Raw genomic sequence first — 25,079 nt, 5'->3', positions numbered from 1 at the left:
GTATAAGGAGCCGCATCATCCCCATTAATGCTATCCTTTTCTACGACGATGTGCTCTTGAATGACCTTCTTTTTGGTCTGATTTTTTCCCGTACTCACCATATGATCCGTAAGAACCATATGATCCATATTTATCAACTGTCATGTCAACTTTATTAAGGACGACACCTAAGAACTGTGAACCACTTTGTTCCAATTGTTCAACGGCCTTAGTAACGAAACGACGTTTAATTTTTCCAGCTGCTGTAACCAAAAGACTGGCATCAGCCTGATGGGCAATAATAACAGCATCAATGACCAAACCAATTGGTGGCGTATCAATGATGACATAATCATAACGACTACGAGCAACTTCCATCAAATGTCTAAAATTGTCATTTTGCAAAAGACTTGTTGGATTAGGTGGTACAGGACCAGATGCAATGACATCCAAACCTGAAATATCAGTTTGACAAATCGTTTCATTTAGATCAGCATTTCCAGAAAGGAAATTTGAAAGGCCTTTATAAGGCTCATTTGATTTAAATGTACCTGACAAAACAGAGTTACGGGTATCCGCATCAATGAGAAGTGTTCGGAGCCCAACACTAGCAAATGAAATCGCCAAGTTAACAGATATCGTTGATTTTCCTTCACCAGCTTCAACAGAGCTAACCGCAATCACTTTCATCTGAGCACCAGAAAATTGAATATTTGTGCGAATGGTATTGTAATACTCTTCTGTTTGTTTGGCAAAGTTTTCTTTAGATTTTACTAACTTTAATAGAGGCATTTCTTCTCCTTAAATTTTATCTGTATCAGGGACAATTCCAAGAAGTGTCATTCCAAGGGCATCTTCCACATCTTCTGGACGGCGAATACGATCATCTAGGATTTCACGTACCAACACACCAACCACTGCAAGGAATCCTCCAAGCACTGCTCCAAGAAGCACATTACGTTTGATATTTGGTGAAGATGGTGACTCTGGCAATTTTGCTTCTTCAAGTGTTGTGACATCTTCAACTTTTGTAACGTTCTTGATTTTTTCTGAAGCAACTTCACGAACCTTATTGGCAAGTGTTTGCGCATCTTGACCAGTTTTAGCATTAACAGAAATTGAAATAAGACGAGTATCAGTAGGAATATTAACTGAAATCATTTTAGCAAGTTCTGCTTCTGTCATATTCAATTTTTCATCTTTGATAACTTCTGACAAGACATCGTTTGATGTAATAATTTCTTTGTAGTCTTTTGTCAAAAATGTACCGGCCTGCAAATCTTGAGCAGAAAGGTTTTTGCCATCATTAGCTTGATTAACCACATAAATACGTGTAGACGATGTATATGTTGGCTGAATGAGGAAGTAAGTTCCCAAGAAGGCAAAGACAGCGACATAAAAGGCTGTAAATAAAATAAATACTTTTTTAGTCCAAAGTTTTTGCAATAGTGCAAGTACATCGATTTCAACACGCTTCGTGTTTTCCTGAGTCATAGTTTCTCCTATATATATTGATTTTCAAGTAGTGTTTGTGGATTTTCGATAAAAAGGTTACGAGCACGTCTCGTTCCGTAAGTCTTTTCGATAATAGCGTAAGCATCTTTCATAAATGGTGGTCTTGGACCAAGATTATGCATGTCACTAGCAACCATATGAACCAAATTTTTCTCCAAGAAATAACGAACACGTTTTTTTCTTACTTTATCTTTATCTCCAAAGAGCTTTGGTTTTAGAACATGAGAGCTATTAACTTGAGTATAGCACCCCATGTTGATGATTTCTCGAACACGGTCAGCATTTTCTTCGAGGGCATCATAGCGCTCAATATGAGCAACAATAGGCGTTACCCCCGCTCGCAAAACATTACTAAGCCCACTATGAATTTCTTTCCAAGATGTGCGAGCACTAAACTCAATCAAAGCAAATTGAGTGTTGTGCATACGCGGAATAAGATTCTTTTCAAGTTTCTCCACAATGTCTGAGGTGTAATAAAGTTCACCACCATAATAAATAGTTAAGTCTGGATAAAGTGCTTCTGCTTCTGCTTTCACCTTAGAAAAGTTGGCAAAAATTTTATCCTCTGGAGTCTCAAACATCCCCTTACGACGGTGAGATGTTGAAACAATCTTACGTACCCCTTGGGCGTAGCTTTCACCAATAAGGTCTAAACTTTCTTCTAAAGTTTTAGGACCATCATCAACATCAAAAACAATATGTGAGTGAACGTCAATCACTTATTTTTCCTCCATCAGATTTTTGATAGCTTGAGAGGCACTTGCCACACTCGAATCATCTAGTTTCATCATGTAAAGACTAGAATTTGGCATAGCATAAGAGGTCAATTGTCCGGTTGAACCTGTACCTGTTACTGCTTGAGACGTTACTGTAAATTTAGAGCCTGAATCAAGTTGTGTATTAGCCAAAGCATTAATGGTATCCAAAGACATATTTGTCTGAACAGAGTCTTGGAGATTATTAACGATTGAAGTAAAGTTTGATACTGAATTTAGTGAAGCCAACTTGTTTACAATCGCAGAAATAACTTTCTCCTGATTTTTACCACGGTCATTATCTCCGCCATCTAAACTATAGCGTTCACGAACAAATCCAAGTGCTTGCTCTGAATTCATTTGGATATCTCCAACTGGGAAATCAAACTTCCCATGAAGACTTGTGAAAGCTTGATCATTATGGACTGTCACACCACCAAGTTGGTCAATCAACTTAAGGAAAGATGTGAAATTAATTCGTGCATAGTAATCAATATTAATGCCATAAAGGTTTTCCAGAGTTTTTTCAGATGTTTCGACACCATAAATACCTGCGTGGGTTAATTTATCATACTGGTCTGCCCCACCATCAGGAATCTTAACGTACGCATCACGTGGAGTGGTCGTCAAGAGAATCTTATGTGTGTTCATGTTAACGGTCATAATGATATTGACATCTGAACGTGACACTGTTGAAATCGAACCGTAGGTATCAATACCACTAATATAAATATTGAAGACTTTTGAATCTACTTGTTTTGCAGAGTTGCTATTCTTCTTTTTAATTTTATAAGTATAAATTGTTTTTAGATTTGAAGCATAATTACTATCGACAGACTCTAATAGGCTAGCATAAGAGCCACTCAAGACCATAGCTTTAGATTTGCCAGACTTAAGATTATCATAAGCTTCTTGATATGAGGCAACATCATCAACTTTAACATCAACTTTTTTATCTTTTTTGAGAGCTGACATCAAGGTCTCGATATTGTTCTTATCAACCTTAGTAGGTGCCTGTACGCTAGTAAGCTGGCTCACATCTTTGATGTCACTTTCCTTAGGAACCACGATGCTCATTTCTACTTCAGAAAATGCTGCCGTCTGATTCATACGGTTAGTGATGTCAATCATTTGTTTAAAACCAAAAATACCAACCAGAGAAACTAGCGAGAAGATAACCAGTACAACCGTTGTCACTAGTGCTGATTTCTTAGTCTTCTGAAGGAAGATGCTAATAGCAAGAACTACCAACAAACCAATGGTGATAATGATGTTCAAAAACCTAAAGGATAGGAAATTATAATTGAACATGGTGAATAATAAGACCAATGCTAAAATAGCATACAGAATGGTCAACCCAACGTTGACCATCCCCCACGATCTATTACTCGTACGTTTTTGCTTACGATTCGTACGCGAACTCATATAAATTGCTCCTAAAAATTAAAATTAGACATTTCCCATTATCATTATAACATTACTATAACTTCATTTCAATTGTCATTCTTTTTAAAAAAGAAGAAACCGTTTTTCATTATGATATCAAGCATTTAATTTCTATCATTTTTCATTGTTTTGTAAGTTCTTTTTCACATTTTTAGCGGTTGTTTTTTAAATTGTCGGATATTTACTTATTCCTTAAAAGCATCCTTCTTCCGAATATTTTTATTTTTTTATAGTAGTTTGAAAAATTTTAACCTATTGTCACTTCGAACAGATATTAGCTACAACACAAAAGGACGACCAAATGGCGTCCTTTTACAAACTAGTCTGCAATTAGTGTTTCAAGACCAACTTTCATCATGTCAGTGAAAGTATTTTGACGTTCCTCAGCTGTTGTGTCCTCATCTGGATTAACCAAACTATCAGAAATAGTCATGATGGCAAGAGCATCTACTTGGTGTTGAGCCGCAAGGTAGTAAAGTGCTGCTGCTTCCATTTCTACAGCTTTCACACCCCATTTACCAAGCTCGATGTTCTTTTCACCATAGTTCGAATAGAAGACGTCAGAAGACAAGACATTACCAACATGTGTAGTCATACCAAGCTCTTTAGCAATGTGGTAAGCCTTATCTAAGAGATTGAAACTTGCAATTTGTGGGAAATCGTATTGTGGCCAATCGTTACGAATAATGTTAGAGTTTGTCGCTGCCGCTTGCGCTAGAACTAACTCACGAACGTGAACATCCTCATTCAATGAACCAGCAGTTCCCACACGGATCAATTTTTTAACCCCGTAGTCAACAATAAGCTCACGAGCATAGATAGAGATAGATGGCATCCCCATTCCAGTTCCCATTACTGAGACACGTTCACCTTTGTATGTTCCTGTGTAACCAAACATATTACGAACTTCATTGAAACATACAGCATCTTCGAGGAAATTATCGGCAATGAATTTCGCACGTAAAGGATCTCCAGGTAGGAGAATTTTATCAGCAATTTCACCTTGCTTAGCAGCAATATGGATAGACATAATATAAGATACCAAGGGCGTTAAAGAGGCAAAGTAAAAATAGGAAATCCAACAAAGATGCTTCGCATCTAGGAGGATTTATCTTTTTTACACATACTCTAGTCCGGGTTCAGTTTCAAACCTGAACTACCCTTCCTTTCATTTTTTATATACAGGACAGGCGACAGAGAACAAAATAATAATTGGAAACTGACAACACATTATAAATGCTAGACAGTTTATCTTTTTACTTCGTTCTCCGCCCGTATTCAATTTAGTGAATACAGTTAACCCGTAATTTCTATTTTAGATGGTAAAAGAGCAACCTGAACACACTATCTACCATTCTTATTTTTTATTTTTAAATAATTTTTCTACTATTATATAGTTGATAAAGAAATACTTTTTAAAAGTGGATTAAGCTTGAGTCAATGAATCAAGAAAATCATATAACTTCTTGTTCATTTCTGAATAATCGTGGGTACGCAATTGTTCAGGTGTTTGAACAAAAGGTAACTCCTTATTTTGCTTACGCAAATGTTCTTCGCCATCCGCAGCTATGAGTAAATCAATGGCTTGGGAATCAAACTCTAGGTGTGCTTGGAAGGCATAGTGTTTAGGACTAAAGCGAATAATTTGACGTGGACAACCTTGACTAGTAGCAAGAACAACTGCATTATCAGTCAATCCAGGCATATCACCATGCCAGTGGCCAGTATTGAGAGTTGTGCCAAAACCTTTGACATGCTCATCAGCTAATCCATCATCCGTAAGTGTTATTGGAAACACACCAATTTCGCGTTCTGGACTATGCTCATACTTACCACCATAGGCTACAGACAGAAGCTGAGCTCCCAAACATACACCAACAATATAGATATCAGCAGCAATTGCTTTTTGCATAAATACAATCTCAGCGTTTGGGTCATAATAAGGAAAGGTCTGACGATCCTCATCAGGTGACTGAGGACCACCCATCACAATTAGAAAATCAATACCTTCAACGGTTTCAGGAAGGAACTCTTCCTCATATACCTTGGTTGATGTGATATTATGTCCACGGTCTTGAGCCCATTTTAAATAGGCTCCTGGAACTTCAAACGTTTCGTGTAAGATAAAATGAATATTCATTGTTTTTTCTTCCATCTATTATTAATTATCCTTGATAGTAGACCCGCTAAGATTAGAGGAACTGCTACCAGTCCTCCTTGACCGGTAAAACCTAGAACTAAGGCTATTCCCGTCAGAGGAGCATCCAAAGTTGTTACTAAAAATATAGTTGCACCAAGTAACATTCCTAGATTAGGATTTAGGGATAAACCAAAAGTCTCAAGACACCTTGTTAATAAGAAACCCGATCCGACACCTAAAGTAAACGAAGGCGTCAGTGTCCCTCCATAAGTACCTGACCATAGCAACAAGCACACAATAAGCCCTTTGATTACTAGCAAAATCGGAAGGTATTCCGAAGTTCCTCCAGAAAACATCCATTGTGCTAGAACCTGACCATTTCCCATGATTATAGGATAGAAAGCTACAATACCAGCTAATATTATAAAAGAGACGGGCATGGTCCAGAGAATATGTTTATCTGTTATACGACTTTTACTCGCCTTTTTAGCTAAAACTTTAAATATAAGAGCAAGCGGAGTTACAAACAGCGTCAAAACAAGAATCTGTATCAAACTAGTAGGATGTAAGCTTACTTTATCAACTAAATATATAGCTTTCCCACCAACAATTGGACGAGCACAATAAGCTGACAAATAGGTTGTCGCAAGAATGATGCCAATGTTTTTTAGTTTCCAAGAAACTCTCAAGATTTCCAAAACAAACAGTGTACTGGCAAAGGGAACTTGGTAAACCGCGGCTAAACCTGCTCCTGCACCACATGCAATCATGAGTTGTCTTTCAGGAATTTCTAAACCCAGTTTTTTTGATAAACTGCCAGCACATAAGGCACCTAATTCTCGTGGAGCTGCTTCCTTGCCTACCGAAGCACCTGCTCCAACGATTGCTACCTGCACCAAAGCATGTAGACTTTGGCCAAGAAAATTTGGACTCTTCTTGCCAACGAGTTGCTTAGCCTTTCTAATGGAAAGAAGGGACACTCGTCGCTGAAGGAAATACCAAAAGATACTAGCTAAGACACCAGCTACCACTATAACTACGAAGCGTCGATAAGCACTTATAGAGTTAAATTGTAACAAGAGATCTGACGTATCGTTACCAAAAGCAAGAAATTTTATAAAATCTAAAAGATAGTGGCAAAGAATACCAATCAGACCAGAAGCTATTCCGGTTGTCAAAACAGCCAAACTTAACCTAATCGACTTGGGGAGCCAAGTCAAACTCTTTTTCTCTTGATTACCCATATATTAGAGTATGGCTAAAATTGCTTTAACCAACTTTTCCTACTGTCTTTAGAGTAGGGTCAATCCCTTCTTTGTTTTTATTTCATAGTAAAGCAATCTCGTGCTGAATTAGAAAAACTAAAACTAGCTTTCATTCTTTGACCTTTTTAACTATATTCTAGTCTTAATGATTTTGTTCTATGTTATAAGTAGTTTATCTCTGAATGACCTAAAGTTGTTCTTAACAAAGCAAGTGGCAAACTGTAAATTGTTTTATTATATTGCGACACCATTTCATTGTAGTATAATTTTTGATTAGCAACAAGTACTTCTGACTCTTTAATCTCAGCAATCAAATCCTTTATACTTTGATCAGCTGTAATATTTGTATCTCTTTCGATTTCCTCTATAATTTTATTCTTCGTTTCCTCTAGTTTAGTAGAGTATTCATGTTTAGAAAAATTGCCAGACTCACCGTAAGACTTCCGCTTAGATTCTGAATGATTAGCTTTGTTTTCATCGTTAGTCAAATTGTTGACAGACTTTTTTTCCTCTAACAATTCTGAAACATTTTTTCTAACAGACATTTTTAACTCATGGTCTACAATCTTATCAGTCAGTTCTCGCAGTTGTACAATCAATTTTTCCACATACTGCTCTTTAATTTCAATTGCACTGTATGATGATTTAATTGACTCTTTTAAGTTAACAACTTTATGGTATTGAAATAGAAACACTATTATGATATAGCTTAAAACTGCAAATACGATAGATGCTCCTTGAAATGGTTCATAATCTATCTCACTACCACTTGTATCTATAGCAGAAAATATAACCAACCAAACCATGGTTAGGAAAGCAATTATAAAAACTCCACGAATGATACGAAATAATGGATTATTCATTAAGTTTGACATCAATTATTCCTTTTTAAAGTTCAGCCAAAATAGCTTTCAGCAAGCCTTTGAAATCCCCTTTAACACGTTCTGTCACTTCCACAACTTCTTCGTGATTGAGTTCTTCTTGGAAACCAGCCGCAAAGTTGGTAATACATGAAATACCAAGAACTTTCAAACCAGAATGTGCTGCAACAATGACTTCAGGGACAGTTGACATCCCAACAGCATCTACACCAAGAGTCTTATAAGCACGAATTTCAGCTGGAGTTTCGTAAGTTGGACCAGTTACACCGATATAGACACCATCATCTAATTTAATGCCCAATTTGTCAGCAACTCGATGTGCAGTCTCACGGTATTCTGGAGTATACGATTTAGACATATCAGGGAAACGAGGACCAAAATCATCCAAGTTTTCTCCAATCAATGGGTTTTGACCAGTCATGTTGATGTGGTCAGTGATGGCCATCAAAGTACCTGGACCAAAGCCGATACCACCTGCTGCATTGGTTACAACAACTCCTTCGCATCCAAGAGCTTTCATAACACGTACAGGGAAAGTAACTACTTCAAGCGGATTTCCTTCATAAAAATGGAAACGTCCTTGAAGAGCTAAAACCTTACGTCCAGACAAAGTTCCATAAACAAGTTTTCCAGCATGACCGACAACCGTTGACTGTCCCCAGTTTGGAATATCCGCATAGTCAATGACAACTGCGTCTTCAACTTCTTCAGCCAACTCGCCAAGTCCAGAACCCAAAATTAAACCAAACTCAGGTTTTTCAATTCCTTTGCTTTCCAAAAATGCTTGAGTAACTCTAATTTTTTCAAGTAGCGACATGTTAATTCTCCCTTAATTTTATTTCATTCTTAAAAAGTGACCAATTTTTGAAAATGTTCTTGCATTTCGAATGGTTATATAAGGATAAAAAGATGCTTTCAATAGCTTCTTATGATAAGCCGTTTGGTTATAGCTTGATTTATCAAATTTACCCCAGTATATCCCAAGTTGACCAAGATGAATAATTTCATCTCCCAACTCTAAAGACTCAATAACATTCCTCATTTCGTTCTTATCAAGTCTTTCAGTATATAAGAGCACATCTTTTCTATAGAAATCATCTTCCCACCACTTAGGTAAAGATGCCACTTCATTTTGGTAATCTTCTAGAGTAAAAAGAGAAAACACCTTAATAAATGGATAAGTCTTATTAAGAAATCTCTCTAAAACTAAGAGGAGTTCCACTTTCATCAAGGATGAATCGAAGAAAAAATTTCCACTATTTATATAGGAAGAAACATTTGACATCCCAAGTTCTTTTAACTCATGACAAAATTCTTCCATGACTACCTTGTGACGACCACCAACGTTTATCCCACGAACCAAAAATGCATAGCGCTTCATTTTAGACAAGTTTATCCAAGAAGCTTTCACCAATCATGGCTTTATCTACACCAAAGTTTTCAGCGACAGTTGCTGAGATGTCAGAGAAATGACCTACTGGAATAAGTCCATTTCCTTTGAATGATGGGCTATAAGCCAAGAAAGGAATATATTCACGAGTATGGTCTGTACCTGCATAAGTTGGATCATTTCCGTGGTCTGCTGTAATCATCAAGAGATCATCTTCACGCATGGCAGCAATGATTTCAGGCAAACGTTGGTCAAATTCGTGCAAACAATCACGATATCCATGTGGATCACGACGGTGTCCATAAAGGGCGTCGAAGTCTACCAAGTTTGTGAATGAGAAGCCATGTTTGAAATCTTTAGAAGTCATAGCTTTAATCAAATTATCAATACCATGGCTATTTGATTTGTTGTGGCCCATATCGTGGTTAATACCAGCTCCGTTGAAAATATCATTGATTTTACCAACGGCATAAGTATCAATACCAGCTTCATTCAATTTATCCAAAACAGTTGGTGCAAATGGTGAAACAGCCAAATCTCGACGATTAGATGTACGAGTGAAGTTTCCAGGCTCACCAACGTAAGGACGAGCAATGATACGCCCTAGAAGAGCTGGACGCTCAAGGGTAATTGAACGCGCATATTCACAAATACGATACAACTCATCCAATGGAATAATGTCTTCGTGTGCAGCAATTTGAAGAACTGGGTCAGCTGAAGTGTAAATAATCAATTCACCAGTTTCCATTTGACGAGGTCCAAAGTCTTCAATAACAGCTGTACCTGAGTATGGTTTATTAGCTTCACGAATGACTTTACGACCTGAGAATTCCTCAATTTTAGTGAGAATTTCTTCTGGGAATCCGTTCCAGAAGGTATCAAAAGGTTCAGTAATATTGAGACCCATGATTTCCCAGTGACCAGTCATCGTATCCTTACCAAGAGAAACTTCCTGCAATTTTGTTGCATAACCAGTTGGGTTACTTTCTGCTGGTACTGTTTTCAAAGGTGTTTCACGAGGAATATTTCCTAGACCAAGCTTAGCCATATTTGGCACATTCAATCCTACTGATTTAGAGATATGACCAAGGGTATCTGAAGCACCATCTGGCACACCTGCATTGACAAAGTCATTGGCATCTGGAGCAGCACCAATTCCTACTGAATCAAGAACGACTAAATGCATTCGGTTAAATTTGGACATAACAACACCACAAAGAGATAAAATCTTTTCGAAATTACCTCTTGCCTTTCTATATTATTTAATAGTTTGACAAAAATTAATTAGTTTTCCTCATTAAAAGTGAGGGGAAATCAAAATTGAACTAGGCCTTGACTTCAACGACCTTAACACCGTCTTTTCCTGCAACGATGACTTTGTTAACCATACCATTGAACAATCCATGATCGACAACACCTGTCATAGCTTTTAGTTCTTCACCAAGAGCTACTGGATTTTCAATCTTACCTAAATCAAGATCGATGATATAGTTCTTCATATCTGTAACAAAGCGATTACCTTCCTCCGTAAGTCGGAATGATGGCTTATAGCCCTTCGACTCAAAGACACGATAGAGACGATCAGCACCATATTGAACCACTTCAACTGGTAATTTGAAAGCACCTAATTGATTAACCATTTTTGACTCATCAACTACCCAGATATATTCTTTCGTAGGTGTAGCGACGATTTTTTCCATCAGAAGGGCACCACCGCCACCTTTAATCCCATTGAGTTGAGGGTCTACTTCGTCGGCGCCATCAACAGTAACATCAATACTGTCAATATCATCCACTGCCTTCAAAGGAATACCTAAACCTTCAGCTTGTTTAGTGGTTTGACTTGATGTCGTTACTCCAACAACACTAAGGCCTTCTTCCTTAATACGACGGCCAATTTCCTCCACGAAGAAATAAGCTGTTGACCCTGTACCGAGTCCAACAACCATTCCATCTTCAACGTATTTGGCAGCGGTTACGCCAGCGATTTTCTTAAGTTCTTCCATGCTCGTCTCCTTGCATCTTTCTATAATAGTCGTTCAAAACAATTATAACATGTTTCAACAGTAAATAGAAATGATACGAGGGAGTAAAACCTAGCAAAAATAAAAACTAGATTCTAAATAGAATCTAGTTTTGATGGGGAACTAATTTAATAGCACCACTTAATCTTCTTTTCGACGTTTGAAGAATCCTACAAAGGCTGCAAAAATCATTGAAAGAAGTCCAATAAATCCAGCATTGCTAGTGTGCTCACCAGTTTGTGGCAACTCAGCTTGAGGCACTACAGGAACTTCAGTATCTGGAGTTGGTGTAGTTGGCGGTGTCACTGGAGTTGGAGGAGTAACAGGTGTTGGTGGTGTTTGTGGAGTCGGTGGTGTTGGTGGTACCACGTGAGACTCTCTCTCAACGACATAGTTCTTGTGCCATACAACACTTGGTTTTTCAGGAGTTTTAGGTTCTACTGGTTTAGCAGGAACTTCAACTACTTTTGGTGTTGGTGGCGTTGGTGCCGTTGGACCTGTTGGTGGTGTTGGTTCTTGTGGTTTACCAGGTACTTCAACCACTTTTGGTGTTGGTGGCGTTGGTGCCGTTGGACCTGTTGGTGGTGTTGGTTCTTGTGGTTTACCAGGTACTTCAACTACCTCTGGAGTTGGTGGCATTGGTGCCACTGGCTCTTTTGGTGGTGTTGGTGGTGTTGGTTCTTGTGGATTGATACCAACTGTTTTAATAACTGGTTTAACCGGTGCTGTTGGTGGTGTTGGTGCCTTAGGCTCTTCAGGTTTTTCACCTGGATTCTTAGGCAAACCAAGATTAGAGTTGATTGCGAACCAGTATACTGTTGGTGCACCATCAGCATTTGCACCTTCAGCAGTAAATACCAAGTGACCATTTGTCATCTTGATACCTGCACCTCCATAATAGAGGTAAGGTGAATCAGCGTTATCCCAACCTGTCAATTCTGATGTTGTCTCACCATTAAAGACTGCACCATGGTCAATGTATTGGTTATCATTGACTGATGTTACTTCTTTAGTAGCAGTATCATAAGTAACTGATGATTTTGGAATAGCGATGAATTGGTTATCACCAATATTAACATATTCTTGGTGACGTGTTGATTGGTATTTTTTCTTAGGTGTGAATGTAATCAAACCAGTTTCAGCAGAAACGCTGTACGAACCAATAACATCATCTTTATCACCAAATGTATAATCTTGGTTACCAAGAGCGTGTCCATTACCACTACCTGAAGCATTAAGAGTTGTTACATCAGATGGAATTTCACGTGAGACAACCCATTCTGAACCATTCCAGTCAGTGATAGGAACAACTACCTTAAGTGGGTTCTCATCAGAAATGTTAACAGTAGCGCCACCGAAATCAGCGTATCCAGATTTAGTAACAACTTCACCGTTTTGGATTGCCAAAGTAGAGCCATCTGCGTAAGGATTATATGTACCGCGGACAGTATTACCATTAACGTCTTTCGCTTCTACTGTAAGTGGACGTGGGCGCTCAGATGTTTCAACATAAGCTGCACCATTCCAGTGGTTTAGTGAGTTAAGTGCTACGATAGCATTACGCTCACTAAGGTTGAACATTTTACCATCTTTATCGTAAAACTCAACATCTACTGCTACTTTAACTGGTTTATCTTGATCAGTTGATGCACCAACTGTCATAGTTACTGTTGGATCCTTACTGATTTTCGCGATACCTTTTCCGTCGTTTGATGGAAGGCTAACAATTTCGTAGCGGTAAACAACACGTTTGATTGCTGATGCTTCATTCTCAACAATCATGCTTGATTGGTTCAAACCATCATATGTAACAACAAATTTGTCACCTTCTTTAACTTGAACCCACTCGTCTTCAGTATTTGTCCAAGGGCTATTTGAAACAATGTCAGATGCTTGTAACTTGTTAGAGTCATATTGGAAAACATTACTTGTGTTAAGACGCTCTTGTGCTTCTTTTGTCAAGTAGTTACTTACACCTTCAACTTTGTGTGTTGCATCGTTTTCACGTTGGAAGGTCAATTCTTGAACAACTTCAGCATCTTTAAGGTTACGATATACAGGATCATTAATGTATTTATCGTAAGCTGTTTTAGCTTCTTGGTATTGTTTAAGTGCTGTTTGGTAGACAGCTAATTTGTTTTGATACTCAAGGTATTCTTGGTCATATTTAGCTTTTTGCTCATTGTAGACAACCAAGGCTGCTTCGTATTTAGCTTTAGCATCTGCATTGTATTTTTCAATAGCTTGTTTTGTTTCAAGATCTGCTTCATAAGCTATTTTCTTAGCATTATAAAGTTCAAGATTCTTGTCATATGCTGCTTTTTCTACATCATATTTAGCTTTTGCTTCATTATATGCTGCTAGCTCAGTTTGATATTTAGCTTCAGCTTCAGCGTTACGTTTTTCAGTAACAACTTTTTCAGCTACTTTATTATCATAATTAGCTTTTTCAGCATTGTATTTGGCTTTATCGCTATTGTACTGTGCAAGAGCTGCTTCATAATCAGCTTTCGCTTGGTTATAAGTTGCCAATTCTGCTTGGTATTTAGCTGCAGACAAGGCATTTTCTTTATCAGCTACTTCTTTTTCTGCTACCTTAGCATCATAAGTAACTTTCTTAGTCTTGTACTCTGAAAGGGCTGAGTCATAAGCTTGCTTAGCAATTTGGTATTGCTCTGAAGCTTTATCATAAGCTGTTTTTTCAGTATCATATTTAGCCTGAGCTTCAGCATTTGTTTTATCAGCAAGTGCTTTCTCAGCTAATTTGGCATCGTAGTTTGCTTTTGCTTTATCATAGTCAGCTTTATCTGACTTGTATTGTTCTTTAGCCGCTTTATAATCTGAAACGACTGTATTGATTTTCTCTGCTTGTGCTTTATTATCTGCAGCAGCTGCTTCAACAGTTTCTTTGGTTTGAGCAGGTTCTTCCTTAACCTCAACCCCTTCGTTAGTTGCAGCTGTTTTTGCAGCTTCTAAGCTTGTATTTGTTACTTCACTCGTTGTAACAGTTGTGTTGCCTTCTTCAGTAACGTTAACAACCTTCTTCTCAGTTGAATCTGCTACGGCAGAAGTGCTTTCTTCAACAGCATCTGTTGCTTCAACTGCTGGTGTTACTGAATCTGTAGTTGTTGATACTTCATCAGCGCTTGCATTTGAAGCTCCTACTGCAAGAACTGCAGTCCCCAAAAGAACAGAAGCCGCACCAAGGCTAGACTTTCTGAGTGAATAACGTTGTAATTCCTTTTTCCCCATTTAAATTACGTCCTTCTATATTTAGTTATGTTCATATTCTAACAAAAGAAAGAACCTTGTCAATTTGAGATATCTCATAAAAACATCCATTCCTTTAAATTTTATTAGATTCTTAAATTCAAATACTTTTTAATATCAAAGTATTTGATAGATAAAACCCTATAATAAATAGTGTTTTCGTTGTAAATAGAAGGTTTAATTTTATAATATACAGGATGATTCACTTTAATGTTTTTTTATTGAAAAAATCATGAAAAACAAGCGATAATAAGCTTTCATTTTGATTTTCATTGTGATATTTAGCTTTCGGATAGCTATCTACCTAGATTCTCTCCTTTATCTTTCTATATTAGTTTTAACATTAAAGCTTATTTTAAAAGACAAACATCTATCAATAAGTAACTAAAAAAGACTAGACGTCTTGCATAACAAAACAACCTAATCTTTTATTTTATCTTATTAATGTTTACGTTTGCGAGTTGACCATAGACCTGTAAGTGCCATTGTAAGCAAGCCTACACCTGTTACAGATGCTAATTTTTGGTTAGAATCACCTGTTTCTGGCAATTGTCCACTATTATTTCTTTCTGTTTCTTGCTTAGCAATCACAGAAGAAGTTGGTGTTACACTTGGTCCTGTAGGTGTTCCAGGAGTTTTTGGTTTTTGAGGAGTTGTTGGTGGCGTTGGCACTGGACGAGTTACTCGCTCAACAAGATAATTTTTATGCCATTTCACCTTAGGAGCTACAAGTTCTTTAGGTGAAACAGGTTTATTAGGAACATTAACTGTGACCATAGTTGGTGGTGTTGGAGCTGTTGGCTCTGTTGGTGGCGTTGGTTTTGTTGGCTCACCAGGTATCTCTACAACTACAGGTGTAGGTGGAGTCGGAGCCTTAGGTTCTACTGGTGCCGTAATCTTACGTGGCTCTACTGGCACTTCAACTAAAGCTGGAGTTGGCGGCGTTGGAGCTTTTGGTTCTGTTGGAGCCTTAGGTTCCTCTGCATCAACTGTAACCACAGTGTAGTTAGGTTCTGTCGGTGGTGTTGGCGCTTTAGGTTCTTCTGGTTTGCTTGGTTCCGCTGGAACTTCAACAACTGTCGGAGTTGGTGGCGTTGGAGCTTTTGGTTCTGTTGGAGCCTTAGGTTCCTCTGCATCAACTGTAACAACTGTATAGTTAGGTTCTGTTGGTGCCGTAGGGGCTGTTGGCGGAGTTGGTTCTGTTGGTACCGCTGGAAGAACTTCCAATGTAATCGTTGGTGGTGTTGGAGCCTTTGGTTCTTCAGGAGCTGTTGGCTCTTTTGGCGCTTCACCTGGATTTTTTGGAATACCAACGTTTGAGTTAATCGCAAACCAGTAAACCGTTGGTTGACCAGATGCATTAGCTCCATTGGCCGTAAATACCAAGTGACCATCAGCCATCTTCAAGCCTGCTCCACCATAATAGAGGTATGGAGAAGATGGATTGTCCCAACCTTCAAGAGTCGTTGAAGATTCACCATTAAAGATAGATCCATGTTCAATGTATTGGTTATCTTTAAATGATGTCACCTCTTTTGTAGCAGAATCGTAAGAAACACTTGAATTTGGAATTGGAATGTATTTATTGTTTCCAACATTTACAGATTCTTGGTGCTCTACATTTTCAAATTTCTTCTTAGGAGTAAAGATGATACGTCCTGAAGTTGGATCAATCGTATAAGAACCGATAACATCATCTTTACCATCTAATGTGAACTCATCTGTTCCGATAGAGTGACCATTCCCAGCACCTGAAACATTGACTGAAGTTGCGTCAATAACAGTTTCTTCACTAACTGTAAATTCACTACCATTCCACGTTGCTTTTTGTGCCACAATCTTGATTGGGTTTTCAGCAGAGATAGTGACGTCAGCAGTACCAAAGTCAGCTGTTCCATTTTTAACAACAACTGCATTGTTTTCAATGCTCATTGATGAACCATCTGCATATGGATTCCAAGATCCTCGAACAGTGTTACCATCTTTATCCTTGGCTTCTACTGTAAGGGCACGAGGTTTATCCCCACTATCTACATAAGAAGCACCTGTCCAGTGGTTAAGAGAGTTCAAAGCAACAATCGCATTGTGCTGTGTCAAATCAAACTTATTGCCATTACCATCATAGAATTCAACATCTACAGCAACTTTAACTGGTTTATTTTGGTCTGTTGAAGCACCGACTGTTAGTGTTACAGTTGGGTCTGAGCTAACGGCTGCAATTCCTTTACCGTCATTTGATGGAAGACTCAAAATTTCATAGCGATAAATCACTCGCTTGATTGGATGCATATCCGTATTTTCACGCATGCTTGACTGATTCAAGTTATCATAAGTAACAACAAATTTATCGCCTTCCTTAACTTGAATATACTCAGTTTCATTATTAGCCCAAGGACTAGTTGCTACAATATCTGAAGCTTCCAATTTATTGGAATCATACTGATGGACATTGCTTGTATTCAAACGAGCTTGAGCATCACGAGTGAGATAAGCACTGATGCCATCGATGGTATGAATGGCTCCACCTTCACGTTGGAAGGTCAAATCTTGAACAGTTTCTACATCTTTTAGATCTTGGAAACCATTATCATTCATGTACTTATCATAGGCTGCCTTAGCATCTTTGTACTGTGCCAAAGCTGTTTGATATTCAGCAAGTTTTGTTTGGTAGGTAGCAAAATCTTTGCCGTATTGTTCTAGGTCTACATTGTATTTTGCAAGCTCAACTTCATACTTAGCTTTTGCAGCATCTTCTTCTGCTTTAATAGCAACAAGTTGATCATAGGCTGCTTTATCTTTATCGTATTGCGCTTTCTTAGCTTGGTATTCTTGTAAATCTTTATCGTATTGTGCTTTAGCTGCATTATAAACAGCCATTTCTGCATCATACTTGGCTTTAGCTTCCGCATTTGCCTTATCAGCAGCTGCTTTTTCGGCTACTTTGGCATCGTAGGCTGCTTTAGCAGTCTTGTAGGCAGCTAAATCAGTTTGATATTTTTCGTAAGCCGTATTGTAAGCAGCAAGATCTTTCTCATATTGCTCTTGAGCAGCCTTATCAGTAATTTCTGCTTGCCTTTTCTCAGCTACTTTAGCATCATAGGCTGCTTTTTTCGTATTGTATTCAGCTAGAGCGGCATCATACAAAGCCTTATTTGTCTTATATTCAGACAAGGCTGCTTCGTAAGTGATCATTTCTGCGTCATACTTAGCTTTAGCTTCTGCATTAGCTGCATCAGCTGCTGCTTTTTCGGCTACTTTAGCAACGTAGGCTGCTTTAGCAGTCTTGTAGGCAGCTAAATCGGTTTGATATTTTTCATAAGCGGCATTATACGTAGCTAAATCTTTCTCATACTGCTCTTGAGCAGCCTTGTTTTCGATTTCTGTACGAACTTTTTCAGCTACTTTAGCATCATAAGCTTCCTTCTCAGCATCATATTTTGCCTTGTCTTTGGTATACTGAGCCATAGCAGCTTCATAGTTCTTCTTAGCAGTTTCATAAACAGCCAACTGTACCTTATAATCAGCTTCTGACTTAGCATTAGCTGCATCGGCAGCTGCTTTTTCTGCGACTTTAGAATCATAAGTTAATTTTTGAGTATTATACTCTTCCAATGCTGCATCATAGGCTTTTTTATCAGCTCGGTATTTAGCTAACCCTTTTTCATAAGCAGCTTGATCAGTATCATACTGTGCTTTAGAAGCAGCGTTTGCTTTATCAGCTGCTGCTTTTTCGGCCACTTTAGCATCGTACTCAGCCTTAGCTTTATCATACTCAGCTACATCTTTTTTGTGGCTTTCTTTTGCTTTCTGATAATCAGAAACAACCGTATTAATCTCTTTTGATTGAGCTTGATTGTCAGCAATAGCACCCTCTAGGGATGTATGTGTTTGAGGTGCAGTTTCTTCGACTTCTACCCCTTCTTTTACCGCAGAAGTTTTAGCATCCTCAAGACTATCAGTTGTAACAACACTTGTTGTTACAGTGGTATTTCCTTCTTCTTTGACAGAAACAACTTGCTTCTCTGAATGATCAACAGTCGTTGCCGGATCAGCAGCAGTTTCTGTTAGTACAGAAGCACTAAGTGGTGTATCAGTAGCAGCTGAAGTTGAAACCTCATCTGCATGTACACCAGTTGCCCCCATCGCAAGAATGGTTGTACCCAAAAGAACAGAAGCAGCTCCAAAACTATACTTCCTGATTGAAAAACGTTGTGAATCTTTTCTTCCCATATCACAAATTTCCTTCTATATTTTCTTAACACCTAAAGTCTATCACTTTTAAACTTTCTGTCAATAGAATTGTCTTAATATTTCCAAAAATCTATATTCATTTTCAATTTGTAAGTATTATTTAATTGATTCTTTAGTTTAAAAGGATAGCTACCTTAATTTTATATGTTACTTCTTCTGAAAATTAGAATTAAATTGTATTATATAAGCTTAGCATTAAAATTTTTGTTAATTATTTTTGCAAATATTTTTGTTATAGCACCAAAAAGAGCCCCAAGGGGCTCAAATCTTTATAACATCTGGATATGTTCTGAATGTTGCTTCATTAATTTGATAACAATACCTAAAGACACTCCGAGTGCAGATATCAGAAATCATTGACTTAAGATTTTTATGACTAAGGTCTTCAAATCTGGAACTACTTCTTCCATAAACCATGGATTCTTGGCTTGCCAAATATTATTTCGAGGAGAGGGATGAACGAGAGGGAAAAACTCTGGAAGGTAATCTTTGTAATGCTTAACTGTATCCGTTAATTTTGCCGATGATTTTTGATGCAAATAGTAACGCTGTGCATAGTTACCTACTAAAATTGTCAATTGAATATCAGGAGCTAAAGCAAGAACTTTCTCATGCCACTTGTCTGCAAATCCTTTGCGAGGAGGTAAATCACCTGATTTACCATGACCTGGGAAATAAAAATCCATTGGCACAATAGCAAACATGCCAGATTCATAAAATTCTTCGCGTGAAACACCCATCCAATCCCTAAGATTATCACCGCTAGGATCATTCCAATAAAGACCGGACTCTTGGGCGCGAATACCAGGAGCTTGTCCTACGATATTAATTCGTGCCGTTTTTGGAATGGTAAACAAGGGTTTTATACCTTGTTCCGTAAAAGCTTTATTTTGTTCATCGGACATGATTGCTTGCGTTAATTCTTCAAGTGTTTCCATATCTTCCTCCTCAAAAAAGAGACAAAACTGTCTCTCTTTTTTATTTGATTAACTCATAGATAGCTTCTGCATAAATGGAAGCAGCACGGTACAAGTCTTCAACCTCAGTAAACTCATTTGCTTGGTGCATCGTGTTAACATAACCAGGGAACATAGCTCCATAGGCAACACCACGTTTGAGGAGACGTCCAAATGTTCCGCCACCAATAATTTGTTCATGACCTTTAAGCCCTGTTTGTTTCTCATAGACTGAAAGAAGAGTCTCTACCATAGGATCATCAACTGGTACATAGTGTGGCACATGACCGTGTTCTGAGAGACTAACCGCCTTAGGACCTTCGAGTTTTTCAAGATCAGTCTTAATAGCGTCCGTATAAACCCCTTGAGGATAGCGGAAATTCAGAGCAATCGTATTATCTTCTGATTCCTTAGAGAAGTTAAATACACCTGCATTCATGGTCAATTCACCCATCTTAGGATCTGTATAGGCAAGACCTGTCTTTTCAGCAAAGAAATCCTTATGAAGTGTTTCAGCAATTAAATCCAAATACGTTTTAGCATTGCCTTGGAAATCAAATTGACTAAGGAAAAGTGCTAAGTAGGTTGCCCCATTAATACCATTTTGAGGCATCATACCATGAGCTGATTTCCCATGAATAGTCACATGGAAAACACCAGCTTCTTCGGTCACTTGACCAGTTACTTCTTGTTCCGCAACAAAGTCTGCTAATTTGGCCTCGAGTTCTTTCAAAGTGATAGGTCCAGTAAAATCTGCACTTGCTGATTCAGGAACCATATTTTCACGCAAACCACCATTAAAGGACACAAGACTAAAGTCCCCATCATTTTGACCTTCAAAATGGAGATAGGCTGTAATATTACCTTTTTCACCATTGATAATTGGGAATTCTGCATCAGGTGAAAAACCAAAATCAGGATCTTTTAATCCATTATGAGCGAAGTAATATTCCATATCGCCCCAACCAGATTCTTCATCAGTACCAACAATGAAGCGCACACGCTTAGATACTGGAAGCTCGAGTTCTTTAATAATTTTCAAGGCATAGTAACAAGCCATTGTTGGGCCTTTATCATCTGATGATCCACGAGCATAAAGTTTGCCATCTTTGATTACGGGTTCATAAGGGTCTGTATCCCAACCACTCCCAGCTGGAACCACATCCAAGTGTGCAAAGATACCCAAAACTTCATCACCTTGACCAAATTCAAAGTCACCAGCATAATTATCAATATTACGAGTTTTATATCCATCACGTTCTGCTAAAGCAAGAAAATGTTCCAAAGCTTTTACTGGTCCAAGACCAAATGGGTGCTTATCATCAACCTTACTATCATCACGTTCTGAGTTAATACGCAAAAGACCAAAAAGGTCCTCCATCAAAGCATCTTTGCGCTTATCAACTTCGGCACGAAAATCAATTGTCATAATTTACTCCTTACTGTCTCTAGTTAGCATTATTTTACCATTTTTAGTAAGAGTTTTCATCCTTTATAAAGAAAATACAATCACTTACCCATCATCACAGACGCCTTACCATTTTGAATAGCATGTAAAACATTTCCAAAATCAGGAATGATCGAATCAAAAGTAATACTATTACTTTCAACTAGGAATGCTTTCTCTTAGCTAGCGGCCTCTTTTTACTTTAAGCCTTACTATTGAAATCACTCGCATTGTAGCATTGCAATATTATCATTTCAAGAATTTCCAAAAACTTTAGAATATTCTCTTAATTAATGCTATAATAGGACTATCAAAACTAAGGAGATGCATTATGCCATTTGTAAAAATTGATCTCTTTGAAGGTCGTACTGAAGAACAAAAAATCGAACTTGCTCGCGAAGTTACTGAGGTTGTATCACGTGTTGCGAAAGCACCTAAAGAAGCTATTCATGTTTTCATTAACGATATGCCAGAGGGAACTTACTACCCACATGGTGAAATGAAAAAGAAAAACTAATCATCATTAAGCAGTCACATCCGTGGCTGCTTTTAAAATTAAAAGAACTGGAGAGAAACTCCAGTTCTTTACTTAGATTATAGTTGGTAATTCGTCATCGTCTTCAAAATTCTCTACAACTTCTTCACCAGGCAATGGTTTTTGCAGTTTTCCCAAGATAAAGCGTGAGATGGGACCAACTACTAGAAAATTAAGTGGTAAGGCCATGATAACATTTGTCAACCAAGCACGACCATAGGATGAAAGCGTCACCGACTGACCGTTGTACACTAATCCATAGAGCGACATAAAGGTTACCATGAATAGCGCAATGGTTCCAGAAATCACTAAAATCTTCGCCCATCGTTTATCATGGGCTTTTACTTTATGTAAAATTGCAAATGCAATTGTCTTGGCTAGTGGTCCCACCAAAAGCATATCCAGTAAGAAAGCAACCACAAATCCAGGAAGATAGCCTTGGAAAAAGTGACCCCAAGCAAAGGGAACTACTCCAGTCCAATCAAGGATGAGAAGATTCCACAGACTCATCCCACAGACCATCATTCCACACATTAAAATCGTAAAAAGCAAAGCTTCTTTAAAATTACGAGGCATTAAAATTCTCCATTTCTAAAAGTTCTCTTTCAGCATATCAAAATTTTTTATTCCTCATAAGTTAAATTTCTCTCATGAAAACGTATTATTTTAGGATGGTTTCCATTTCTGTATATCTCGGTTTCATACCTAAACGTTCGTAAAAACGTACAGCTCCCTCATTATCATTCCATACGTGAAGTGTCAGATTATAACAACCTAACTCCTTAGCATAGTCCAAGGGAAATTGGTAAAGCTTTTCTCCTATTTTTTGACCTCGAGCTTCCTTATCAACACATAAATCATCAATAAAAAGAGTCTTAACAGCCTTTTGTGGACCATCATTTTCAGTTTCTTCTTTAATCATTAAGAAAAGATGGCCCAAGATACGCCCTTCGTCATCCTCGTACACAAACACAGGTTTTTTTAAGTCATTAATTACTGCTTCTAACTCTGCATCTGTAAATTTACTGCCTTTTGACTTAAAAACATCAGGGCGCGCTTGATGATGAACAATAAGAATCTGCTCCAATAACTCCTGTAATCTTGGAATATCTTCAAATTTTGCTAAACGAATCATGATTACCTCCACAAAAAAAGATGGGTAAGACCCACCTTAATTCTTATTTACCAAGTTTTGCTTTAGCTGCATCTGCAAGAGCTGTGAAAGCTGCTGCATCGTTAACTGCCAAATCAGCAAGCATTTTACGGTTAACTTCGATTTCAGCCAATTTCAAACCGTGCATCAATTGTGAGTATGACAAACCATTCAAACGAGCTGCCGCATTGATACGTGTGATCCAAAGTTTACGGAAATCACGTTTCTTTTGACGACGGTCACGGTATGCATAGTAGTAAGAGTTCATTACTTGTTCTTTTGCAGTACGGAACAAGATGTGTTTTGCACCATAGTAACCTTTAGCAAGTTTCAATACACGTTTACGACGTTTGCGTGATACAACGCCACCTTTAACACGAGCCATTTATATATTCCTCCGAATTAATTCTAGTTTAGATAATTTGTAATGCTTGTAGCGAATTAACGCATTTGTGAAAGCATTGATTTGATACGTTTAAAGTCACCTGAATGTACCATTGATGCTTTACGAAGGTGACGACGTTGTTTTTTAGTTTTACCGTGGAAACGGTGAGATGTGAAGGCACGGAAGCGTTTCAATCCACCTGAACCTGTACGTTTGAAACGTTTAGCTGATGCGCGGTGTGTTTTTTGTTTTGGCATTTTAAAATTCTCCTCTTAAAATAGTGTTAGTTTGACAATTATTTTTTGTCAGGAATTGGTGCAAGTTGCATGAACATTTGACGTCCATCCATCTTCGCTCTTTGCTCAATAATCGCAATATCTTGCGTTTTTTCAGCAAATTCCGCCAAGACCTTAGCTCCGATTTCTTTGTGAGTAATCATACGACCTTTAAATCGGATAGAAACTTTAACCTTGTTTCCTTTTTCAAGGAATTTACGGCCATTACGAAGTTTAGTTTCAAAGTCACCTTTATCAATAACTGGACTCAAACGAACTTCTTTAACGGTAACAACGCTTTGTTTCTTACGTTGTTCTTTTTGTTTCTTTTGATACTCAAATTTGAACTTACCGTAGTCCATAATCTTCGCAACAGGTGGCGTAGCTTGTGGTTGGATGAGAACCAAGTCAACATTTGCATCATCTGCAATAGCTTGTGCTTCTGACAATGGTTTAATTCCCAATTGTTCACCATCAAGACCAACAAGACGAACTTCGCGAACGCGAATTTCATCGTTAATGAATAGATCTTTCTTAGCTATGATCTTCACCTCTTTATTTTTTTAGAGAAAAACAAAGCGGACTTGATATACAAGCCCGCACACATAATATCCCTAGAGGGATTTGACATGTTGGGCCAGACAACCTAAGTCGCAAGGCGAGAAGTTCTCACTTCTGCTTTTCTCATTGTTAATAGTATAACAAGTGAGTCATCCTTTGTCAATAATTTTTTTTGCTTTTTCTTGAATAAATTCCACAACACCATCAATAGACACACCTGTAGTATCAAAAGTGATGGCATCTTCCGCTGGTTTAAGAGGTGACACCTTACGATGACTATCTTTATAGTCACGTTCAGCAATTTCTTTTTTTAGAGTCTCAAGGTCAGCAGGGATACCTTTTTCGATATTTTCCTTATAACGGCGTTCCGCACGTTCATCAACTGAGGCAATCAAGAAGATTTTTAGTTCTGCATCAGGCAAAACCACGGTCCCGATATCACGACCATCCATGATAATAGCCCCATCTTGAGCGATACGTTGTTGTTGCGCAACGAGTTCTTGACGCACTTCAGGAATAGCTGCGACCCAAGAAACATTATTTGTAACTTGGTTATCACGAATTGGGTGTGTAATATCGACATCACCTACATAAACTTGCTGACTACCATCTGCTGCTTTTCCGAATGAAATCGGATATTGAGATAGTTGCTCCAAAATTTCTGGTACATTTTCCTCAGTTAAACCATTCTGCAAGGCCAAATAAGTTGCAGATCGGTACATGGCACCTGTGTCAAGATAAGTATAGCCAAGATCTTTTGCAATAATCTTGGCTACTGTACTTTTTCCACTTGACGCAGGACCATCAATAGCAATTCTAATATCTTTCATGATGTTCCTTTGCTTTAAAAA

Annotated in this window: 23 protein-coding genes and 1 other annotated feature; of the genes, 1 reads left to right on the top strand and 22 read right to left on the bottom strand. The window is 38.0% G+C overall.

The window, feature by feature from the left end:
• Nucleotides 1–30: 30 nt before the first annotated feature.
• From ACWPVZ_RS07055 to pepV, 16 genes are all read right to left on the bottom strand, one after another.
• Nucleotides 31–771, bottom strand: coding sequence for a tyrosine-protein kinase (locus ACWPVZ_RS07055; protein ID WP_454381569.1), 741 nt, complete (start codon nt 769–771; stop codon nt 31–33).
• A 9-nt stretch (nt 772–780) separates the two neighbouring features.
• Entirely contained in the window at nt 781–1,473 is a 693-nt protein-coding gene (locus tag ACWPVZ_RS07050; RefSeq protein WP_048790943.1) for a capsular polysaccharide biosynthesis protein, read from the bottom strand.
• Nucleotides 1,474–1,481: 8 nt separating this feature from the next.
• Nucleotides 1,482–2,213, bottom strand: a complete 732-nt coding sequence (gene cps4B, locus ACWPVZ_RS07045; RefSeq protein ID WP_048790944.1) for a capsular polysaccharide biosynthesis protein Cps4B — start codon at nt 2,211–2,213, stop codon at nt 1,482–1,484.
• On the bottom strand, nt 2,214–3,674 hold the full coding sequence (gene cpsA / locus ACWPVZ_RS07040; RefSeq protein ID WP_454381566.1) for an LCP family glycopolymer transferase CpsA: 1,461 nt from the start codon (nt 3,672–3,674) through the stop codon (nt 2,214–2,216).
• 340 nt (nt 3,675–4,014) lie between these two features.
• Nucleotides 4,015–4,725 carry a purine-nucleoside phosphorylase gene (gene deoD / locus ACWPVZ_RS07035; protein ID WP_070577184.1) on the bottom strand — a complete coding sequence of 237 codons (711 nt, stop codon included), beginning with the start codon at nt 4,723–4,725 and terminating at the stop codon, nt 4,015–4,017.
• 396 nt (nt 4,726–5,121) lie between these two features.
• A complete protein-coding gene (locus ACWPVZ_RS07030) occupies nt 5,122–5,835 on the bottom strand; it encodes a type 1 glutamine amidotransferase (protein WP_201709876.1) in 714 nt (237 codons plus the stop codon).
• Nucleotides 5,832–7,079 carry a chloride channel protein gene (locus ACWPVZ_RS07025; protein WP_454381564.1) on the bottom strand — a complete coding sequence of 416 codons (1,248 nt, stop codon included), beginning with the start codon at nt 7,077–7,079 and terminating at the stop codon, nt 5,832–5,834. The genes ACWPVZ_RS07030 and ACWPVZ_RS07025 overlap by 4 nt, the downstream gene beginning before the upstream one ends.
• Nucleotides 7,080–7,261: 182 nt before the next feature.
• Entirely contained in the window at nt 7,262–7,963 is a 702-nt protein-coding gene (locus tag ACWPVZ_RS07020) for a LemA family protein (protein WP_454381562.1), read from the bottom strand.
• 25 nt (nt 7,964–7,988) lie between these two features.
• Nucleotides 7,989–8,798: a purine-nucleoside phosphorylase gene (locus ACWPVZ_RS07015; protein ID WP_454381560.1), complete on the bottom strand. Its 810-nt coding sequence runs from the start codon at nt 8,796–8,798 to the stop codon at nt 7,989–7,991.
• Nucleotides 8,799–8,816: 18 nt separating this feature from the next.
• Complete coding sequence (locus tag ACWPVZ_RS07010) at nt 8,817–9,362, bottom strand: DUF1697 domain-containing protein (RefSeq protein ID WP_201709878.1); 546 nt, start codon at nt 9,360–9,362, stop codon at nt 8,817–8,819.
• Between the two features lies 1 nt (nt 9,363).
• The gene (locus ACWPVZ_RS07005; protein WP_129852212.1) at nt 9,364–10,575 is read right to left on the bottom strand and encodes a phosphopentomutase; all 1,212 of its coding nucleotides are present in this window, start codon (nt 10,573–10,575) and stop codon (nt 9,364–9,366) included.
• 121 nt (nt 10,576–10,696) lie between these two features.
• Nucleotides 10,697–11,377, bottom strand: a complete 681-nt coding sequence (rpiA, locus tag ACWPVZ_RS07000) for a ribose-5-phosphate isomerase RpiA (RefSeq protein ID WP_014634433.1) — start codon at nt 11,375–11,377, stop codon at nt 10,697–10,699.
• 159 nt (nt 11,378–11,536) lie between these two features.
• On the bottom strand, nt 11,537–14,647 hold the full coding sequence (locus ACWPVZ_RS06995; RefSeq protein ID WP_454381557.1) for a GbpC/Spa domain-containing protein: 3,111 nt from the start codon (nt 14,645–14,647) through the stop codon (nt 11,537–11,539).
• A gap of 459 nt (nt 14,648–15,106) precedes the next feature.
• Nucleotides 15,107–18,895, bottom strand: a complete 3,789-nt coding sequence (locus tag ACWPVZ_RS06990; RefSeq protein WP_454381555.1) for a GbpC/Spa domain-containing protein — start codon at nt 18,893–18,895, stop codon at nt 15,107–15,109.
• 374 nt (nt 18,896–19,269) lie between these two features.
• Nucleotides 19,270–19,854 carry a uracil-DNA glycosylase family protein gene (locus tag ACWPVZ_RS06985; RefSeq protein WP_002884919.1) on the bottom strand — a complete coding sequence of 195 codons (585 nt, stop codon included), beginning with the start codon at nt 19,852–19,854 and terminating at the stop codon, nt 19,270–19,272.
• A gap of 40 nt (nt 19,855–19,894) precedes the next feature.
• The gene (pepV, locus tag ACWPVZ_RS06980; protein ID WP_002884837.1) at nt 19,895–21,301 is read right to left on the bottom strand and encodes a dipeptidase PepV; all 1,407 of its coding nucleotides are present in this window, start codon (nt 21,299–21,301) and stop codon (nt 19,895–19,897) included.
• A 349-nt stretch (nt 21,302–21,650) separates the two neighbouring features.
• On the opposite strand from pepV, the gene ACWPVZ_RS06975 reads away from it, so the two are divergent.
• Nucleotides 21,651–21,836, top strand: coding sequence for a 4-oxalocrotonate tautomerase (locus ACWPVZ_RS06975; protein WP_002885057.1), 186 nt, complete (start codon nt 21,651–21,653; stop codon nt 21,834–21,836).
• A gap of 72 nt (nt 21,837–21,908) precedes the next feature.
• Here the strand turns inward: ACWPVZ_RS06975 and ACWPVZ_RS06970 are convergent, their stop codons facing one another.
• From ACWPVZ_RS06970 to cmk, 6 genes are all read right to left on the bottom strand, one after another.
• On the bottom strand, nt 21,909–22,430 hold the full coding sequence (locus ACWPVZ_RS06970) for a DUF2798 domain-containing protein (RefSeq protein ID WP_070850301.1): 522 nt from the start codon (nt 22,428–22,430) through the stop codon (nt 21,909–21,911).
• 85 nt (nt 22,431–22,515) lie between these two features.
• Nucleotides 22,516–22,989, bottom strand: coding sequence for an N-acetyltransferase family protein (locus ACWPVZ_RS06965; protein ID WP_454381551.1), 474 nt, complete (start codon nt 22,987–22,989; stop codon nt 22,516–22,518).
• A 43-nt stretch (nt 22,990–23,032) separates the two neighbouring features.
• Nucleotides 23,033–23,392 carry a 50S ribosomal protein L20 gene (gene rplT, locus ACWPVZ_RS06960; protein WP_002885090.1) on the bottom strand — a complete coding sequence of 120 codons (360 nt, stop codon included), beginning with the start codon at nt 23,390–23,392 and terminating at the stop codon, nt 23,033–23,035.
• Nucleotides 23,393–23,448: 56 nt separating this feature from the next.
• A complete protein-coding gene (gene rpmI / locus ACWPVZ_RS06955; RefSeq protein WP_002885093.1) occupies nt 23,449–23,649 on the bottom strand; it encodes a 50S ribosomal protein L35 in 201 nt (66 codons plus the stop codon).
• A gap of 38 nt (nt 23,650–23,687) precedes the next feature.
• On the bottom strand, nt 23,688–24,218 hold the full coding sequence (gene infC, locus ACWPVZ_RS06950; RefSeq protein ID WP_002885108.1) for a translation initiation factor IF-3: 531 nt from the start codon (nt 24,216–24,218) through the stop codon (nt 23,688–23,690).
• Nucleotides 24,219–24,231: 13 nt separating this feature from the next.
• Nucleotides 24,232–24,354, bottom strand: a sequence feature (ribosomal protein L20 leader region).
• Nucleotides 24,355–24,377: 23 nt separating this feature from the next.
• A complete protein-coding gene (gene cmk, locus ACWPVZ_RS06945) occupies nt 24,378–25,058 on the bottom strand; it encodes a (d)CMP kinase (RefSeq protein WP_060972258.1) in 681 nt (226 codons plus the stop codon).
• Nucleotides 25,059–25,079 lie beyond the last annotated feature (21 nt).

Source organism: Streptococcus sp. Marseille-Q6379, from assembly GCF_965119505.1.
Note: the sequence above shows the minus strand (reverse complement) of the source record. Positions and strands in the feature narration are given on the sequence as shown.

Bases quoted from the DNA above. Each gene is read 5' to 3' on its own strand.
- ACWPVZ_RS07010 (WP_201709878.1), bottom strand. From the start codon at position 9,362: ATGAAGCGCTATGCATTTTTGGTTCGTGGGATAAACGTTGGTGGTCGT.
- ACWPVZ_RS06990 (WP_454381555.1), bottom strand. From the start codon at position 18,895: ATGGGAAGAAAAGATTCACAACGTTTTTCAATCAGGAAGTATAGTTTT.
- ACWPVZ_RS07055 (WP_454381569.1), bottom strand. From the start codon at position 771: ATGCCTCTATTAAAGTTAGTAAAATCTAAAGAAAACTTTGCCAAACAA.
- pepV (WP_002884837.1), bottom strand. From the start codon at position 21,301: ATGACAATTGATTTTCGTGCCGAAGTTGATAAGCGCAAAGATGCTTTG.
- rpiA (WP_014634433.1), bottom strand. From the start codon at position 11,377: ATGGAAGAACTTAAGAAAATCGCTGGCGTAACCGCTGCCAAATACGTT.
- ACWPVZ_RS07025 (WP_454381564.1), bottom strand. From the start codon at position 7,079: ATGGGTAATCAAGAGAAAAAGAGTTTGACTTGGCTCCCCAAGTCGATT.
- ACWPVZ_RS07030 (WP_201709876.1), bottom strand. From the start codon at position 5,835: ATGAATATTCATTTTATCTTACACGAAACGTTTGAAGTTCCAGGAGCC.
- cmk (WP_060972258.1), bottom strand. From the start codon at position 25,058: ATGAAAGATATTAGAATTGCTATTGATGGTCCTGCGTCAAGTGGAAAA.
- ACWPVZ_RS07020 (WP_454381562.1), bottom strand. From the start codon at position 7,963: ATGAATAATCCATTATTTCGTATCATTCGTGGAGTTTTTATAATTGCT.
- ACWPVZ_RS07050 (WP_048790943.1), bottom strand. From the start codon at position 1,473: ATGACTCAGGAAAACACGAAGCGTGTTGAAATCGATGTACTTGCACTA.
- rpmI (WP_002885093.1), bottom strand. From the start codon at position 23,649: ATGCCAAAACAAAAAACACACCGCGCATCAGCTAAACGTTTCAAACGT.
- ACWPVZ_RS06985 (WP_002884919.1), bottom strand. From the start codon at position 19,854: ATGGAAACACTTGAAGAATTAACGCAAGCAATCATGTCCGATGAACAA.
- cpsA (WP_454381566.1), bottom strand. From the start codon at position 3,674: ATGAGTTCGCGTACGAATCGTAAGCAAAAACGTACGAGTAATAGATCG.
- rplT (WP_002885090.1), bottom strand. From the start codon at position 23,392: ATGGCTCGTGTTAAAGGTGGCGTTGTATCACGCAAACGTCGTAAACGT.
- ACWPVZ_RS07015 (WP_454381560.1), bottom strand. From the start codon at position 8,798: ATGTCGCTACTTGAAAAAATTAGAGTTACTCAAGCATTTTTGGAAAGC.
- ACWPVZ_RS06965 (WP_454381551.1), bottom strand. From the start codon at position 22,989: ATGATTCGTTTAGCAAAATTTGAAGATATTCCAAGATTACAGGAGTTA.
- deoD (WP_070577184.1), bottom strand. From the start codon at position 4,725: ATGTCTATCCATATTGCTGCTAAGCAAGGTGAAATTGCTGATAAAATT.
- ACWPVZ_RS06975 (WP_002885057.1), top strand. From the start codon at position 21,651: ATGCCATTTGTAAAAATTGATCTCTTTGAAGGTCGTACTGAAGAACAA.
- ACWPVZ_RS06970 (WP_070850301.1), bottom strand. From the start codon at position 22,430: ATGCCTCGTAATTTTAAAGAAGCTTTGCTTTTTACGATTTTAATGTGT.
- ACWPVZ_RS06995 (WP_454381557.1), bottom strand. From the start codon at position 14,647: ATGGGGAAAAAGGAATTACAACGTTATTCACTCAGAAAGTCTAGCCTT.
- ACWPVZ_RS07005 (WP_129852212.1), bottom strand. From the start codon at position 10,575: ATGTCCAAATTTAACCGAATGCATTTAGTCGTTCTTGATTCAGTAGGA.